The organism is Pseudomonas sp. TE31087 (assembly GCF_057284075.1).
Window position 1 is genome coordinate 1,072,457 of record NZ_JBXVNN010000001.1, and the last position, 15,823, is coordinate 1,088,279.

At 63.9% G+C, this 15,823-nt stretch carries 16 protein-coding genes and 2 pseudogenes; 5 read left to right on the top strand and 13 right to left on the bottom strand.

All coding sequences use genetic code 11. The features are described from left to right. Position 1 precedes the first annotated feature (1 nt). The 6 genes from ACZ899_RS04850 to ACZ899_RS04875 form a co-directional block, all read right to left on the bottom strand. Complete coding sequence (locus ACZ899_RS04850) at positions 2 to 1,261, bottom strand: SAM-dependent methyltransferase (protein WP_234562581.1); 1,260 nt, start codon at positions 1,259 to 1,261, stop codon at positions 2 to 4. Then, entirely contained in the window at positions 1,236 to 2,045 is an 810-nt protein-coding gene (locus ACZ899_RS04855) for a DUF1365 domain-containing protein (protein WP_234562582.1), read from the bottom strand. The genes ACZ899_RS04850 and ACZ899_RS04855 overlap by 26 nt, the downstream gene beginning before the upstream one ends. Continuing rightward, complete coding sequence (locus ACZ899_RS04860; protein WP_234562583.1) at positions 2,042 to 3,289, bottom strand: NAD(P)/FAD-dependent oxidoreductase; 1,248 nt, start codon at positions 3,287 to 3,289, stop codon at positions 2,042 to 2,044. The genes ACZ899_RS04855 and ACZ899_RS04860 overlap by 4 nt, the downstream gene beginning before the upstream one ends. 6 nt (positions 3,290 to 3,295) lie before the next feature. Beyond that, positions 3,296 to 4,048 (bottom strand): SDR family NAD(P)-dependent oxidoreductase, encoded by a 753-nt coding sequence (locus ACZ899_RS04865; protein WP_234562584.1) that lies wholly within the window; start codon positions 4,046 to 4,048, stop codon positions 3,296 to 3,298. Further along, a complete protein-coding gene (locus ACZ899_RS04870) occupies positions 4,045 to 4,467 on the bottom strand; it encodes a nuclear transport factor 2 family protein (protein WP_232857234.1) in 423 nt (140 codons plus the stop codon). Before ACZ899_RS04870 ends, ACZ899_RS04865 begins: the two co-directional genes overlap by 4 nt. 105 nt (positions 4,468 to 4,572) lie before the next feature. Continuing rightward, positions 4,573 to 5,019 (bottom strand): PAS domain-containing protein, encoded by a 447-nt coding sequence (locus tag ACZ899_RS04875; RefSeq protein WP_050705354.1) that lies wholly within the window; start codon positions 5,017 to 5,019, stop codon positions 4,573 to 4,575. A 153-nt stretch (positions 5,020 to 5,172) separates the two neighbouring features. On the opposite strand from ACZ899_RS04875, the gene ACZ899_RS04880 reads away from it, so the two are divergent. Then, positions 5,173 to 6,060, top strand: a complete 888-nt coding sequence (locus ACZ899_RS04880) for a MerR family transcriptional regulator (protein ID WP_232857232.1) — start codon at positions 5,173 to 5,175, stop codon at positions 6,058 to 6,060. Positions 6,061 to 6,067: 7 nt separating this feature from the next. Here ACZ899_RS04880 and ACZ899_RS04885 read toward each other — a convergent pair whose 3' ends face one another. The 4 genes from ACZ899_RS04885 to ACZ899_RS04900 form a co-directional block, all read right to left on the bottom strand. Next, positions 6,068 to 6,997, bottom strand: a complete 930-nt coding sequence (locus ACZ899_RS04885; RefSeq protein ID WP_234562585.1) for a malate dehydrogenase — start codon at positions 6,995 to 6,997, stop codon at positions 6,068 to 6,070. A 298-nt stretch (positions 6,998 to 7,295) separates the two neighbouring features. Beyond that, positions 7,296 to 7,991, bottom strand: a complete 696-nt coding sequence (locus ACZ899_RS04890) for an anti-sigma factor (RefSeq protein ID WP_234562586.1) — start codon at positions 7,989 to 7,991, stop codon at positions 7,296 to 7,298. Next, positions 7,988 to 8,527 carry a sigma-70 family RNA polymerase sigma factor gene (locus ACZ899_RS04895; RefSeq protein ID WP_234562587.1) on the bottom strand — a complete coding sequence of 180 codons (540 nt, stop codon included), beginning with the start codon at positions 8,525 to 8,527 and terminating at the stop codon, positions 7,988 to 7,990. The genes ACZ899_RS04890 and ACZ899_RS04895 overlap by 4 nt, the downstream gene beginning before the upstream one ends. Positions 8,528 to 8,618: 91 nt before the next feature. Next, a complete protein-coding gene (locus ACZ899_RS04900) occupies positions 8,619 to 9,152 on the bottom strand; it encodes a DUF3455 domain-containing protein (RefSeq protein ID WP_234562588.1) in 534 nt (177 codons plus the stop codon). Between the two features lie 292 nt (positions 9,153 to 9,444). Here ACZ899_RS04900 and ACZ899_RS04905 point away from each other — a divergent pair, with 292 nt between their 5' ends. Then, entirely contained in the window at positions 9,445 to 11,346 is a 1,902-nt protein-coding gene (locus tag ACZ899_RS04905; RefSeq protein WP_234562589.1) for a potassium transporter Kup, read from the top strand. Positions 11,347 to 11,424: 78 nt separating this feature from the next. On the opposite strand, the pseudogene ACZ899_RS04910 reads toward ACZ899_RS04905, so the two are convergent. After that, positions 11,425 to 11,799, bottom strand: a pseudogene (locus tag ACZ899_RS04910) (LysR substrate-binding domain-containing protein); the annotation flags it as partial. Positions 11,800 to 12,035: 236 nt separating this feature from the next. Here ACZ899_RS04910 and ACZ899_RS04915 point away from each other — a divergent pair. The 3 genes from ACZ899_RS04915 (at position 12,036) to ACZ899_RS04925 (ending at position 14,671) form a co-directional block, all read left to right on the top strand. Next, positions 12,036 to 13,019 carry a DUF1852 domain-containing protein gene (locus tag ACZ899_RS04915; RefSeq protein WP_234562590.1) on the top strand — a complete coding sequence of 328 codons (984 nt, stop codon included), beginning with the start codon at positions 12,036 to 12,038 and terminating at the stop codon, positions 13,017 to 13,019. Between the two features lie 27 nt (positions 13,020 to 13,046). Continuing rightward, positions 13,047 to 14,075 (top strand): methionine synthase, encoded by a 1,029-nt coding sequence (locus ACZ899_RS04920; RefSeq protein WP_234562591.1) that lies wholly within the window; start codon positions 13,047 to 13,049, stop codon positions 14,073 to 14,075. 86 nt (positions 14,076 to 14,161) lie between these two features. Next, positions 14,162 to 14,671 (top strand): flavin reductase family protein, encoded by a 510-nt coding sequence (locus tag ACZ899_RS04925; protein ID WP_234562592.1) that lies wholly within the window; start codon positions 14,162 to 14,164, stop codon positions 14,669 to 14,671. 361 nt (positions 14,672 to 15,032) lie between these two features. On the opposite strand, the gene ACZ899_RS04930 is transcribed toward ACZ899_RS04925, so the two are convergent. Beyond that, complete coding sequence (locus ACZ899_RS04930; protein ID WP_156859478.1) at positions 15,033 to 15,494, bottom strand: type II toxin-antitoxin system YhaV family toxin; 462 nt, start codon at positions 15,492 to 15,494, stop codon at positions 15,033 to 15,035. Then, positions 15,494 to 15,812 (bottom strand): annotated as a pseudogene (locus tag ACZ899_RS04935) (type II toxin-antitoxin system PrlF family antitoxin). Before ACZ899_RS04935 ends, ACZ899_RS04930 begins: the two are co-directional and overlap by 1 nt. Positions 15,813 to 15,823 lie beyond the last annotated feature (11 nt).

Genomic DNA, 15,823 nt, shown 5'->3' on the forward strand with positions numbered 1-15,823 from the left:
GTCAGTGCCCGGGCAACGGGGCGCGGCGTGCCAGGGGAGCTGCCCACAGCAACTGGGCGACGCCGATGGCGCGTTCCTCGAATCCGCCCTGGCAGTAGCACAGGTAGTACTCCCACAGGCGCTGGAACATTTCGTCGTAGCCGAGCGCCGCCAGCACACCACGTGCCTGGCGCAGGTTGTCGCGCCAATGACGCAGGGTGCGGGCGTAGTCCAGGCCGAAGTCCTCCAGGTGCACGAGGTTCAGCCCTGTCTGGCGGCTGGCGGTGTCGAGCAGCACGCTCAGCGACGGCAGGGCGCCGCCGGGGAAGATGTAGCGTTGGATGAAGTCCACCGAGCGACGGGCCTGGGCATAGCGCTGGTCGCGGATGGTGATGGCCTGCAGGAGCATCAGCCCGTCGGGCTTGAGCAGCGTGGCGCACTGGCGAAAGTACACGGGCAGGTAGCGGTGGCCGACGGCTTCGATCATCTCGATAGACACCAGCTTGTCGAAGCTGCCTTGCAGGTCGCGATAGTCCTGGCGCAACACCGTCACACGGTGTTCCAACCCCAATGCCTGGACGCGCTGGAGGGTGAACGCATACTGGGCCTCGGAGAGCGTCGTGGTGGTGACCCGGCAGCCATGCCGGGTCGCGGCGTGGATCGCCAGGCTGCCCCAGCCGCTGCCGATCTCCAGCAGGTGATCCTGTGCACCCAGTTCGAGCTTGCGGCAGATCTGCTCCAGCTTGTTCAACTGGGCCTGCTCCAGGGGTTGCTCGGGGTGCTCGAACTGGGCCGCCGAGTACATCATGGTCGGGTCGAGCAGGTGTTCGAACAGGACGTTGCCCAGGTCGTAGTGGGCCAGGATATTGCGTTTGGCGCCGCGCCGGTTGTTGCGGTTCAGGCGATGCAGCAGGCGCAGCAGGGGGCGACCCAGACGCGCCAGGCCACCCTCCAGGGCGTCCAATACCTCCAGGTTGGCCACGAACAGCCGGGTCACGGCCGCCAGGTCCGGGCTGTGCCAGTAGCCATGGATGTAGGCTTCGCCGGCACCGATCGAGCCATTGCCGGCCACCAGGTTCCAGGCCGCGCCTTCAAGGATCTCCACTTCGGCCTGCAACGGGCTGTCGGTGTCGCCGAAGCTCCATTGCCGTCCCCGCTCGCGCAGCCGCAGGTGGCCGTGGCGTAGCTTGCCCAGTTGCGCCAGCACCGCGCTGCGGGCCAGTCCACCCAATAGCGGTGTGAGGCCTGCGGATTTGCTAACGCTCAGGGTGGGGTTCGACATGGTCGGGCTCCTCGCGGCGATGGCCGAGCGCCAGGGTGCCCTGGCTGGCGGTATGGTCGTGAACGGGGACACGCTTGAACAACAGGCGCAGTGCTTGCCAGTAGATGGCCGAGACGGTGCGCAGGCTCATCCAGGGGAAGGACAGCAGGTAGCGATGCAGCGCGGCGCGGTCCAGCGGCTGGCGGCGCACGGCGAGGTCGGCTTCGAAGACCTTCTGGCCGTCTTGCCAGTTCTCCATGTGCACGTGAATCCGCTGCGTATCCAGATGGAAGTGCAGGCGGTAGTCCATGGCCATCGGCAGGAAGGGCGATACGTGGAAGGCCTTGGCCATGGTGAACGGTTGCTCGAGGCCGTCCCGCACCGGCAGCACATAGTGGAAGCGCTCGCGCCACGGCGTGTTGCGCACTTCCAGCAGAATCGCCGCCAACTGCTCGTCGCGGTCATGGCAGAAGTACAGGCTCACCGGATTGAACGACAGCCCCCAACTGCGCAACTGTGTCAGCAGGCGCACCGGGCCTTCGGGAACCTGGCCGGTGGCCTGGCCGACCAGTCGGCGGGCGGCCTGGGCCAGCGGCTCGCCCTTGCCGGTCAACGCCGGCAGGTAGTCGGTCTCGCGCCAGCTCAGGGGCGCCAGTCGCCAGCGCCCCACCCAGCGCGACAGGCCCAGCAGCCGGGCCTGCTCGTCGAGGTCCAGGTAGAACATGCCGATCCGGTAGCGGAAGGCATGCGGCCGGCGCCCCAGGCGCCGATGGCTGACCCAGCCCGGGCACAGGCTGCTGTTCACAATTGCTCTCCGAAGTGTTCGGCGACCTTGAGCGCACTGACCACGCCGTCTTCGTGAAAGCCGTTGCCCCAGTAGGCGCCGCAGTAGTAGCTGTGGTGCTGGCCCTGCAGCTCGGCATGGCGGGCCTGGGCGGCGGTGGCGGCGAGGCTGTATTGGGGGTGGGCGTACTGGTAGCGGGCGATGATCTGCGCCGGGTCTACACGTGAGGTCTGGTTGAGGCTGACGCAGAAGGTCACCGGGGCCTGGATGCCCTGCAGGATGTTCATGTTATAGGTCAGCGCGGCCGGGGCCTGTTCGGGGCCGCCCAGGCGGTAGTTCCAGCTGGCCCAGGCCTTGCGCCGGCGCGGCAGCAGGCGGGTGTCGGTGTGCAGCAGCACATCGTTGCTGGCGTAGGTGATGGCCCCAAGCACCGCGCGCTCCTGGGCGCTGGGTGCTTCCAGCAGGGCCAGGGCCTGGTCGCTGTGGCAGGCGAACACCACGTTGTCGAAGCGCTCACTACCGGCCTTGCCGTGCAGGGTGACGCCGCCTTCGTCGCGGCTCACCCGGTCGACCTTGCACGCCAGGCGAATGCGCTCGGCGAACGGTCGGCACAGCGGTGCGACATAGCTGCGCGAACCACCCTCGATGACCCGCCACTGCGGACGCCGGTTCACCGAGAGCAGCCCATGGTTGCGACAGAAACGCACGAAGAACTGCAGGGGAAAACCGAGCATGTCCGCCCGTGACATCGACCAGATCGCCGAGCCCATCGGCACGATGTAGTGCTCGACGAAGCGCCGGCCATAGCCCTGTGCCTGGAGGTAGCTGCCCAGGGTGGTGGACGGATCGATGCGCCCGCCGTCCAGTTCGGCCAGGGCTTGGCGGTTGAAGCGCAGGATGTCGCGCAGCATGCCCCAGAACCCCGGCGACAGCAGGTTGCGCCGTTGCGCGAACAGGGTGTCGAGGTTGTGGCCGTTGTATTCGAGGCCGCTGTCCGGGTCATGCACCGAGAAGCTCATCTGGGTCGGACGCGAGGCGACCCCGAGCTGGTCGAGCAGGCGGATGAAATTCGGGTAGGTCCAGTCGTTGAACACGATGAAGCCGGTATCCACCGCGTGGCGCTCGCCACGCCAGGCCACTTCGACGGTATGGGTGTGGCCGCCGATCCAGTCGTCGGCCTCGAACACCGTGACCTCGTGGCGGCGCGACAGCAGGTGGGCGCAGGTCAGGCCGGCGATGCCGCTGCCTATGATCGCGATGCGCATGGCGGGCTATTCCTGTGGCCGTCTTGCCAGGCGTCGACCCAGCGCCAGGCGCCAACGCGGCGGCAGCGCGCCGAGCAGGCGCAGGACCAGGGTGAACGCAGCAGGGAAGTTGATTTCCAGCGGCCGCCCGGGCAGGCGCCGGGCGATATGGCGGGCGGCGCGCTGCGCCGTCCAGCGCTGGGGCATGGGGAAGTCGTTGCGCCGGGTCAGGGGCGTATCGACGAAGCCGGGGCTGACCAGGGTGACATCGATGCCTTCATTGGCCAGGTCGATGCGCAGCGATTCGACCAGGTAACGCACGGCGGCCTTGGATGCGCCATAGGCGCCGGCCCGGGGCAGGGCGAGCCAGGCCACCGAACTGCCCATCACCACCACATGCGGGCGCTCGCCACGGCGCAGCAAGGGCAGGGCGATGGCCAGGCAATGACACAGGCCCAGCAGGTTGGTGCGCACCACGCGCTCGACCAGGTCAGGGTCGAATCGACCCGGCTCCAGGTATTCGCAGGTCCCGGCGTTGAGGATCACGCCATCGAGTGCGCCCCAGGCTTGCTGCAGTTCCCCGGCGATCAACGCCAGCCGTTCGCGGTCGTCGATATCGCCAAGGGCCGCCAGCGCCTGCCCGGGAAAACGTTCGACCAAGGGCGCCAGGCGCTCGGCGCAGCGGCCTCCCAAGGCTACCTGGTGCCCCTGTTCCAGCAGTTGCGCGGCCAGCGCCGCGCCGATGCCGCTGCTGGCGCCGGTCAGCCAGTAGCGGCTCATGCCAGCCGACCCTTGAGCCAGCGGATGGCGCCGCCCATGACCGGGACATGTTCATAGAGCAGGGCACCGGCGTCGAAGTAATCCTGGTGAACCTGTACCCGCTGCTGCCATTGCAGATGGCTGCAGCCCTGCAGGCTGATGGGCCGGCCACCGGCCAGGCGTGGATGGCGAAAGTGCAGGGTCCAGCGCAGGTAACCCTGCCCGGGCCGGACCTCGTCGGCGCCGGTGAAGGCATAGCGGATGTCGTGGGCGTTGGCGTAGAGCTGGGCGAAGTACGCCTTCAGGGCCGGCAGGCCATCGACCCGGTGCAGCGGGTCGCGAAAGCTGACATCTTCGCTGTACAGGTTTTCCAGCGAGTCCAGGTTGCCCCGGTGCAGGCGGGCGAAGCATTCGGCGAACTGCTGCAGGTAGTCTGACATGCGCGGCTCCGGGCAATCCTGTACAACGATGGCGAGTTGTACAGGTATGGCTGAAGCCTAGGACTAAAATTGTACAAACACAATCTTCTTGTACAGCTTTTGCCGTCAGCGTCCGGCTGCCGCCAGCGCCTCGCGCAAGCGCGCGACCTCCGCTTCCAGTTCACGCACTTTCTCCTCGGCGGCCACCTGGGCCGTGACATCGCGCTGGATACCGATGTAGTAGGTCAGTTGGTCGGCTTCGTTGCGCACCGGGGTAATCGACAGCTCGTTCCAGAACGGGCTGCCATCCTTGCGGTAGTTGCGCAGCACCTGGCGGCAGGGGTGGCCGGCGCGGATCGCCTGGCCGATGGCGGCGACGCCCGGCTGGTCATGGTCGGTGCCCTGGAGAAAGCGGCAGTCCTGGTAGAGGATGTCGTCCGTGGCGTAGCCGGTGAGCCGTTCGAAGGCCGGGTTTACGTAGATGAGAATGCTGTCGTTGCCCTCCTGTTCGGCGACGACGATGCCATCGTTGGACTGCTCGACCATCAGTTGCAGGAGTTTCGCGTTGATCATGGAGCTCACCTGTCGGATCGTGTGTGCGAATGCGCAGCGTAGCTTCCGTGCGAGAACCTCGGGCGCGTGTGCCGACCATGATGACCCAAGCAGGCTCGCCGCAACAGGTACCCATGGGGTTAGAATGTGTCTTCACCCATTCGAACCCTGGCCATGACCGACGCCCCTTCCTTCGACTTGCTGCCCATGCGCGACGTGGTCAGCCTGACCGGCATCAACCCCGTGACGTTGCGCGCCTGGGAGCGCCGCCATGGCCTGATCAGCCCGCAGCGCACCGAAGGCGGGCACCGGCTGTACACGGCCAGGGATGTCCAGCGCATTCGCGACATTTTGCGTTGGACCGGCAATGGCGTGCCTATCAGCAAGGTTGGCGGGTTGCTCGCCGGCCAGCCCGAAGCGCCCCCCGCGCAGGACGATGCCTTTCACGACTGGCGCCAGGCCGTTGTCCGGGCGACCAAGGCGTTCGACGCACAGGCGCTGGAAGGCATTCACGGGCAGCTGTTCACGCTGTTGCCCAAGGCCTCGGTGATGCACGAGGTGTTCATGCCGGTGTGGCGCGAGCTGGCCGAAGGTGAGGCTTTCGGCGAGCGCAGCCAGTGGCTGTTCCTGGACACTTTCCTGCGCGCCCGTCTGCTGCTGCGCCTGCACATGAACCAGGCCGATGCGCCACGGGTGCTGCTGGCCGGCGCCGAGGGCCTGGCCGAGCTGCAGTTGCTGTGTGCCGGCCTGCTGCTGAGTGATCGGCGCCAACGCATCGAGGTGCTGGGGTGTGGCCAGCCGCTGGAGGAGCTGGCGCTGGTGTGCAGGGCAATCCAGCCGGCGGTGCTGGTGGTTGCGGTGCGGGGGCCGGTAAGCGCGGCCTTGGCGAAACGACTGCGTTCGTTGCAGATGGAGATCGCTTGCCCGCTGGCGCTGGTGGGCGAGGGGCTGGGGGCGTCGCAGGTTGTGTTGCAAGGTATTCCGGTGTGTCTGCTGGATGAGTGTGATCCTCAGGCGCCCGGCATGCTTGATGCGTTGATCAGGGGCGCCTTGGACCTGTGATGGCTACCTACAGCGCCTTCATCTCCGCAATATCCCGCGCCACCTGATCCGCGGAGCGGTCGAACATCGCCTGTTCCTGCGCATCCAGCGGCAGCTCGATCACCCGCGTGATGCCCGCGTCCGAGAGCACGCAGGGCACTCCCATGGCGATATCCGTGCGTCCGTACTCGCCCTCGAGAATCGCGACCGCCGGCAGGATGCGGCTGCGCCCGTTGGCAATCGCATCCACCATCTGCGCGATCGCCACGCCCGGCGCATCGCAGGCGCTGCCGACCTTCTTCAGGGCAAGGATCTCGCCGCCACCTTTACGGGTACGCTCAACGATCTGCTCGATCTGCTCACTGGACAGCAAGTGCGCCAGCGGCACCGCACCGACCATGCAATAACGCATCAAAGGCACCATGCTGTCGCCGTGCCCACCCAGGACCAGCGCCGTGATATCCCGTGCCGAAAACCCGGTCTGCTCGGCGATGAAACATTTCATGCGCGCGGTATCCAGCACCCCCGCCTGGCCGAACACCTTGTCGCGGCCCAGTCCACTCAGGCTCCAGGCCCGGTAGGTGAGCACGTCGACCGGATTCGACACCACCAGCACCGTCGCGCTCGGCGCCTGCTGTTTCACATCGCGCATGATGCCGTCGAGTATCGGCAGGTTGATGGCCAGGACATCCTGGCGCGACTGGCCAGGCTTGCGCGGTACGCCCGCGGTGATCACCACCAGGTCGGAATCCTGCAGCAATTGCGCATCCGACCCGCCGTGCACCTTGGTATCGGACCCGGACTCCACCGCCGCCTGCCAGACATCCAGCGCCTTGCCCTGCGCCAGCTCACCCTGGACGTCGATCAGCGCCAGTTCACGGCAGAGCGCGTCCCGGGCGATGACCTGGGCCGCTGCCTCACCGACGATACCGGCACCCACGATTGATAGTTTGTTCACCTCGCACCTCCTCGTGGCTCGCGTTACCCGCAACATGCGCGCCTGTACAGGGAAGTATTGCCTGCCCGGGCGAAAAGGCTACCCGAGGTGGAGCCCTGTGGGCCCTTGGAGCCATCCCTTTCAAGGTTTTTGCGTTTTTTGGGATATGGCCGCTCTAATTCAAGATGCCCGGGGTCGCTTTGCGACCCTTTCGCGGCACAAGGCCGCTCCTACAGGCGATCGCGCCCCCCTGTAGGAGCGGCCTTGTGCCGCGAAAGGGCCGCAAAGCAGCCCCGGCGATTCGAAGCCGGACGCCAATTCAGAGCACTTTGACCGCCCGCCCGATGAACTGCACAGGCCCGTTCGGACGTCCGCTTGCAGAGCCACCCGCATTCTCCAGGGTCAGCTCGAACAACTGGTTGGGCTCTACCGCAGGCAGGCGCTCCAGCGGCACGGTGACCTGCTCCCCAGGTTTGATCAGCCCGAGCGAGATCGGTGCCGGCCACTGTTCACCCTTGGTCCAGAACTGCAGGACCTTGCCTCCCGGGACCTCGGACTTGCCCAAGGGAATCAGCTGGACCTGGTCAGCGCCACGGGCCTGGACCACCCAGCCAGGTGCCTGGGTGGCAGGCGCCACCAGCACGACCATATAGGTGGTGGCAGGCGACTGTACCGTCAGCAGTGCAAGACCCAGTAACAGACTGGCTGCAAGGCCGGCACCGGCCAGCCCTTGCCACAGCCCCAGGCGTCGCCACCATGAGGGCTGGGCAGGGCGGTTGCCCAGGCTACGGTTGATCCGTTGCCACAGTCGGGGACTGGGCGCAAGTGGCGTGGCCAGCGCGTTCAAGCCCAGCAGTCGCTGCTCCCAGGCGTCCACGGCGTCACGCAAGGCACGGTCCCTGTCCAGGCGCTTGAGCACGGTTTCCTGCTGTTCGGCCGACAACGTGCCTAGCACGTACTCCCCGGCCAGTTGCTCGAGGTCATCGGTGCTTTCGTTACCCGGCTCGTTGGTCATCCCATGCACTCCCGCAGCGCCTTGAGGCTGCGTTTGATCCACGACTTGACCGTGCCCAGCGGGGTGTCGAGCAGGCGGGCGATCTCGGCATGGCTGCAGCCGTCGACGTAAGCATGCAGGATGCACTTGCGCGGCGCGGCGTCGAGCTGGTCGAGGCAGCGGTGAATCCTCGGTGCATCGGCCTGCAAGGTCATGTCATCGTGATAGGGCGCGATATCGACGGTGGCAACATCGTCGATCACCACTTCTCGGCGGGTATCGCGTATGAAATTCAGGGCCAGGTGCCGGGTCAGGCTGTACACCCAGCCACGCGCCGAGCCACGTGCCGGATCGAAGCTGTCCGCGCGGGTCCAGATGCGGATGAAGGCGTCATGGACGATGTCCTCGGCGGTGGCGTGGTCGCGGGCGATGCGCCGGGCCACGCCGAGCAGCCGGGCACCCTCCTGGTCGTAAAGCGCCTGCAGGGCGCCGCGATCGCCCCTGGCACAGGCCTGGAGACAGCGCTCGTAGTCAAATGGTGTCGTGGGCAGGTTCAAGGTCGGGCCGATCCTCATGCTACCGGAAGCCCCGGCCGGTCGGCCGGGGACTGTCGATGAGCGTAGCTCAAGGGGGCTGGCGCGCAGGGCCTCAGTTGGCGGCCCAGAAGATGTAGTCAGCCTGGTACTTGACGATCTGCTTCTCGCCCTTGTTCTGCGCCGTGCAGGCGGTCTGCGGGGCGACGCCGCCGCGGGTGGCCAGGCGCTGGACGAAGCTGATGCCACTCATGGCGCCCTTGCCCTCGGCGGGGTTGGCCTTGACCAGCTGGAACGGCAGGTCACCCTTGGCCGCCGGGGCGATGGCCAGCTGGGTGCCGGTGATCTTCGAGCCGTCCTTGGCCTGCCAGGTGGCGGGCGGGCCGAAGTAATCGCCCACGGTCTTGCCGGTCCGGTCCTTGAGCACGGCCTTCGGTCCGACGAAGGTCCATTCGGTCTGGCCGGGGGCCTCAGCCTTGTCGCGGCATTCGTAGGTGATCTCGCCGACACCGACGGTTTCCAGCGCTACCTTGTGGCCGTCCGGCACCTTGACGGCATCGGGGACCCCGGTCTGGGCGTGGGCGGTCTGCAGCAGCATGGCCAGGGCGAGGCCGCAGGCGGGCAGGAACGAAACGTGTGCGATGTTCATCGAGCGATCTCCTGGTGGGGGCATGGCAGGGCATTCAGTTGTTGCCCTGAGTTGAATACCCACCAGAACGGGATCTGGATGCACTCAAGCGTAAAAAGAGAGACCTGGCCGACGGAGCGCAAGGTGGCCAGCAGTCTTCCTCCGATGTCGAGCGCTCATTGGGGAATGGCGTTTCTTTACGCTTTCTTTATGCCGGCCTTTGCAGCTTGAGAAGATACTGGCGCGGTTTTTCTGCCCCCCCAGCCTGCCTGCCCGCATTCAGTGTTTACGCGATACTGACGAGACGTTACCTGTGAGCCAATCCGCAACCGTTGAAAACCCGTCCCACGCCAACAAAAGCACGGGCGTCGGCCTGCTGGTCGCCGCCGTCGGCGTCGTCTATGGCGACATCGGCACCAGTCCCCTGTACACGCTCAAGGAGGTGTTCTCCGGCCATTTCGGCGTGCAGGCCAACCTTGAGGGGGTGCTGGGCATCCTGTCGCTGGTGTTCTGGTCGTTGATCTGGGTGGTTTCGGTAAAGTACGTCCTGTTCATCCTGCGCGCCAGCAACCAGGGCGAGGGCGGGATCATGGCGCTGACCGCGCTGGCCAGGCGGGCGGCACGTCCTTATCCGCGGCTGAGCAAGGTGCTGGTGCTGCTGGGGCTGTTCGGCGCGGCGCTGTTCTACGGCGACAGCATGATCACCCCGGCCATCTCCGTGCTGTCGGCGGTGGAGGGCCTGCAGTTGGGCATCGACGGCATTGAGCACTGGGTCGTGCCCCTGGCGGTGGTGGTGTTGGTCGGGCTGTTCATCATCCAGAAGCACGGCACCGCGCGCATCGGCATCCTGTTCGGGCCGGTGATGGTGCTGTGGTTCGTGGTGCTGGGGGCGCTAGGCATCCATGGCATCGTGCAGCGGCCCGAGGTGCTGCAGGCGCTGAACCCGTCCTGGGCGGCGCACTTCTTCGTCGCCCATCCGGGCATCGGCGTGGCGATTTTGGGTGCCGTGGTGCTGGCCTTGACCGGTGCCGAGGCGCTTTATGCCGACATGGGGCACTTCGGCCGCAAGCCGATTTCCCGCGCGTGGTTCATCCTGGTGCTGCCGGGCCTGGTGCTCAACTACTTCGGCCAGGGTGCGCTGATCCTCGACAACCCGGCAGCGGTGCGTAACCCGTTCTACCTGCTGGCCCCCGAGTGGGCGCTGCTGCCGATGGTCGCGCTGGCCACCCTGGCCACCATCATCGCCTCGCAGGCGGTGATCTCCGGCGCCTTCTCGCTGACCCGCCAGGCCATCCAGCTGGGCTATGTGCCGCGCATGTTCATCCAGCACACCTCCAGCGAAGAGCAGGGGCAGATCTATATCGGCATGGTCAACTGGGCGCTGATGGTCGGCGTGGTGCTGCTGGTGGTCGGCTTCGAGTCGTCCAGCGCCCTGGCGGCGGCCTACGGCGTCGCGGTGACCGGCACCATGCTGATCACCACGCTGCTGGCCTCGGCGGTGGTGCTGTTGCTATGGAAGACCCCGCGCTGGCTGGCGATTCCCTTGCTGCTGGGCTTTCTGCTGGTGGACGGCCTGTACTTCGCCGCCAACGCGCCGAAGATCCTGCAGGGCGGCGCCTTCCCGGTGATCGCCGGCCTGGCGCTGTTCGTGCTGATGACCACCTGGAAGCGCGGGCGCAGCATCATCGTCGAGCGCCTGGATGAAACCGCCTTGCCGCTGCCCTTGTTCATCGCCAGCGTGCAGGCGCAGCCGCCCCATCGCGTGCAGGGCACGGCGGTGTTCCTTACCGCCCGCTCCGATGCGGTGCCCCACGCGCTGTTGCACAACCTGCTGCACAACCAGGTGCTGCACGAGCAAGTGGTGCTGCTGACAGTGGTGTCGGAGGATTCGCCGCGGGTGACACAGGACAAGCGCTTCGAGGTCGAGGCGTTCGGCCAGGGCTTCTTCAGGGTCAACCTGCACTTCGGCTTCATGGAGGAGCCCGACGTGCCCCTTGCCCTCAGCCACAGCAGCACGACCGAGCTGGACTTCAGCCCCATGCGCACCACCTACTTCCTGAGCCGGGAAACCGTGGTGCCGACCAAGCGAATCGGCATGGCCAAGTGGCGCGAGCACTTGTTCGCCTTCCTGTTGAAGAATGCCAACAGCAACCTGCGGTACTTCAAGCTGCCGCTGAACCGGGTGATCGAACTGGGGACCCAGGTCGAGATGTGAGAGCGCTCAGGGGATGGACCGCCAGCCCAGGCCGGTTTCCATCCCCCGGCAGCGAACAATGGTCATGCCTCGGCACCCTCATGTCGCTATTCCCGACACGACATTCACCCCCTCCAGCGTTGCAAACGAAATGTCCTTGGCCGTCAGCAGGAAATCGCTGACATAGGGCACTTGCAGCATGTCGCTGCGGATCGCGGCGTACAGTCGGGCCTGCAACCCATTTTCGCCCAGGCGCTTGGCGGTCACATAACCACGCTAGCTGTACTCGTGCAGCGTCCAGTTGGGCAGGCAGCACACCCCGCGGCCCGAGGCGACCAACTGCATCATCATCACCGTCAGCTCCGAAGTCCGCACCTGCGCGGGCTCGATGTCCTCGGGTTCGAAAAAACGAGTGAAGATGTCCAGGCGGTGGCGCTCGATGGGGTAGGTGATCAGCGTCTGGCTGGCTAGGTCGCCGCGCTCCAGCGCGGGCAGCGGCGTCGTGCAGGCTATCGGTATCGCGCAGGGCGTGGATCGTGCGCAGGTGCCTTTGATTGATCGTGAAAAAAATTAAAGATCATCTCAAAAAAAGTGAGTTTGTCTCATGATGGTCGCTTGTTGACAATCCCCCCATTGAATTTTTCCTTCGAAGCCGGGCAAGCAGGAAGACTTTTCAGGATCTACTTCGGGAATCAGGGTGCCGGGTCACAATGAATAAAACCTTCACGTTCGCCATTAAAAGTATTCGTTTCGACGAAGATTATCTGCCCGCGGACAACACCCGCATCACCACCAACTTTGCCAACCTGGCCAGGGGCGCGAGCCGCCAACAGAATCTGCGCAACACGCTGGCGATGATCGACAATCGCTTCAATGCCCTAGCGCATTGGGACAACCCCAAGGGTGACCGTTATTCGGTAGAGCTCGATATCGTTTCCGTCGAGATGAAGATCGCGGGTGAACAGGCAGGCGATGCCTTGCCGTTGATTGAGATCCTGAAAACCAGCATTGTCGACCACAAGACCAACGAGCGCATCGAAGGCATTGTCGGGAACAATTTCTCCTCTTACGTGCGGGACTATGACTTCAGCGTGCTGTTGCTGGAGCACAACAAGGGGCAGTCCGGTTTCAGTACGCCGGAGGCGTTTGGCGAGCTGCACGGGAAACTGTTCAAGCGCTTCGTGAATTCGAGCGCTTTCAAGGAACACTTCAACAAGCCGCCGGTCATCTGCCTGAGCGTTTCGAGCAGCAAGACCTACCAGCGCACTGAAAATCAGCACCCGGTCCTGGGTCATGAATACCAGCAGGATGAGTACTCATTGACCGATGAGTACTTCGCCAAGATGGGCCTGAAGGTGCGCTATTTCATGCCGCCGAACAGTGTCGCGCCCCTGGCGTTTTACTTTGCCGGCGACTTGCTGGGCGATTACACCAATCTCGAGCTGATCAGCACCATCAGCACGATGGACACCTTCCAGAAGATCTACCGCCCCGAGATCTACAACGCGAACTCGGCGGCAGGCAAGTCCTATCAACCCAGCCTGAAACACCAGGACTACTCGTTGACTCGAATTGTCTACGATCGCGAAGAGCGCAGCCGTCTGGCCATAGAGCAAGGCAAGTATGCCGAAGAACAATTCATCAAGCCGTACCACGCCGTGCTGCAGCAGTGGTCCGCTCATTACGCTGTTTGATTGATCGAATACACAAGGCCTTGCGTCATGAAAAAACTACTCCCCACTTCGACTGCCGGCAGCCTGCCCAAACCGTCCTGGCTGGCCCAGCCGGAAACCCTCTGGTCGCCCTGGAAACTGCAAGACGAGGCGCTGGCCGAGGGCAAGCAGGATGCATTGCGTCTGTCGTTGCACGAGCAACAACTCGCCGGTATCGATATCGTCAGTGACGGTGAGCAGACCCGTCAGCATTTCGTCACCACGTTCATCGAGCACCTCGACGGCGTCGACTTCGAGAAGCGTGAAACCGTCCGCATTCGTGACCGCTACGACGCGAGTGTTCCGACGGTCGTGGGCGCCGTGGCTCGTCAGAAGCCGGTGTTCGTGGAGGACGCCAAGTTCCTGCGTCAGCAAACCTCGCAGCCGATCAAATGGGCGCTGCCAGGCCCCATGACGATGATCGATACGCTGTATGACGCGCACTATAAAAGCCGCGAAAAGCTGGCCTGGGAATTCGCCAAGATCCTCAACGAGGAAGCCCGCGAGCTTGAGGCTGCCGGCGTTGACATCATCCAATTCGACGAACCCGCCTTCAACGTCTTCTTCGATGAAGTGAATGATTGGGGCGTTGCCACCTTGGAGCGGGCGATCGAAGGCCTCAAGTGCGAAACGGCCGTGCACATCTGCTACGGCTATGGCATCAAGGCCAACACCGACTGGAAGAAGACTCTGGGCTCGGAGTGGCGCCAGTATGAGGAGGCGTTCCCTAAACTGCAGAAATCCAAGATCGACATCGTCTCGCTGGAGTGCCACAACTCCCACGTTCCGATGGACCTGATCGAGCTGATCCGTGGCAAGAAGGTGATGGTCGGGGCCATCGACGTGGCCAACCATGCCATCGAAACCCCGGAAGAAGTAGCCAACACCCTGCGCAAGGCCCTTCAGTTCGTGGATGCCGACAAGCTCTATCCGTGCACCAACTGCGGCATGGCCCCGCTGCCACGCGCCGTGGCACGCGGCAAGCTCAATGCACTGAGTGCAGGTGCAGAGATCGTACGCCGAGAGCTCGCGAAGTAAGACCGAGCGCGAGGTGGGAGGGCGGGGCATGCAGCTTCAGCCCTTTCCCATTTTTGGCGGCTTTCACCTAACCTTCAGGACTTACTATGTCGCTCCCCTGTACGGCTATCGAGCCGTTGCGCTTTCGCGAAGCGCTTGGGCATTACGCCTCCGGCATCACGGTGATCACCTCGCACAGTGATGGCGAACCGCTTGGCTTTACCTGCCAGTCGTTCTACAGCGTGTCGATGAATCCGCCGCTGGTGTCGTTCAGCGTCATGTCCAGTTCGGCCAGCTATCCCGGAATTCGCCAGGCCGGCCGTTTCGCGGTCAATATCCTGTCAGGCGAGCAGGTCGGGATTTCCAGCCAGTTCGCTCGGCGTGGCACAGACAAGTGGCAGGGCATCGACTGGCAGACGTCGCCGCTGGGCAACCCGATCATTGCCGGCAGCCTGCACTGGCTCGATTGTGAGATTCACGCCGAACACGCTGCCGGTGATCACCTGATCGTGATTGGCGAGGTGAAGGCGTTGAACGTGCAGGACGCCGACGCCGCGCAGCCACTGCTGTATTTCAAGGGACAGTATCGTAGTCTCGCCGCAGTGGATGCGGCTTGAGTCTTCATTCATCATGCGCGCGATCATGTTACTGCGTCAGGTACAAAGGTTGCGCCTAGGGTGGTGTACAGCACCCACAAAATGCTGCCCCCCATCCACAGACTCGAAACCGCAATAAGCGTGATCCGTTGCACCGCGTTACCGAACCGGCGCTTGATCACGCGAATGGGACTTTCGACCTACAGGCTGTCCGGATCCCCGAAGAACATTTTGACATCCATATAAGTCAAAAGGTTATGAACGGGAAACTGGATTTGTACCCCAGATGTACCCCTTTCAACAGCAGCTACGAGTGGATTCCAGTGGACGCAACGAGGAGGGATCGGTTTCAAACGTGCAATCTCTCACTCACTTGCGTAATTTATGCTTTGGGCTCGTCCCAGTCGCTACGCGTCGCAGCAGTCAGCGCATCCCAGTCATCAGGAGGGTTGCCGCGGCCCAGCATCTTCTCGAATACGGCGTAGGGATCGGATTTGCTGCCTGCGGAGCGTAGGGTATTTTCGTCGTTGACCCATGCATAGACGATGACCTTGGATCTTGAGTCGTAGCGAAAGAACAGCCGAAAGCGCCTGCCGATTTTTGCACGGCGCCAATGTCGGTAGGCGGTGCCCAGCGTATTGCCTTGGCGGAACTCATCACGGCCCGGATCGGCAGGCACAGCCTCCATGATCAGATGGCTCAATGCCCGAAACAGCTTGACGTTGGCGTTGCTCTCAAAACCTTGCGGGTCGTTCTGCTCGGCCCGGGCGGCCGCTTCTTGCAATTTGCGTAGCTGTAACGTCACACCTTCATGGAACAACAGTGTCCAGCCATGTCGCAGCATCAGATCGCGACCTCACCGTCGATATCTTCGTCCAGGTTTTACGGAGTGGTTTGCGTTGGCGAGCATGGTTTGCGCCAAGTCTTCCGGCAGAGTGGTGAGGTTGCGGCCGCCTCGGATATCAGCCTCCAGCAAACCCAGGAATGCACCGATGGCAGGGTCTTCGTGGGTGGTTTCTACGCGGCTGACCACGATTTCACCGTTGCGTACGTCGAATGCAATTTTGCCACCTGTGTCAATGCCCAGTAGCTGGCGAACGGATTTTGGCAGCGTGACCTGCCCCTTCGAGGTCAACGTGGCGATTTCGTGGATGGCAGGCATGAGCGTTCTCC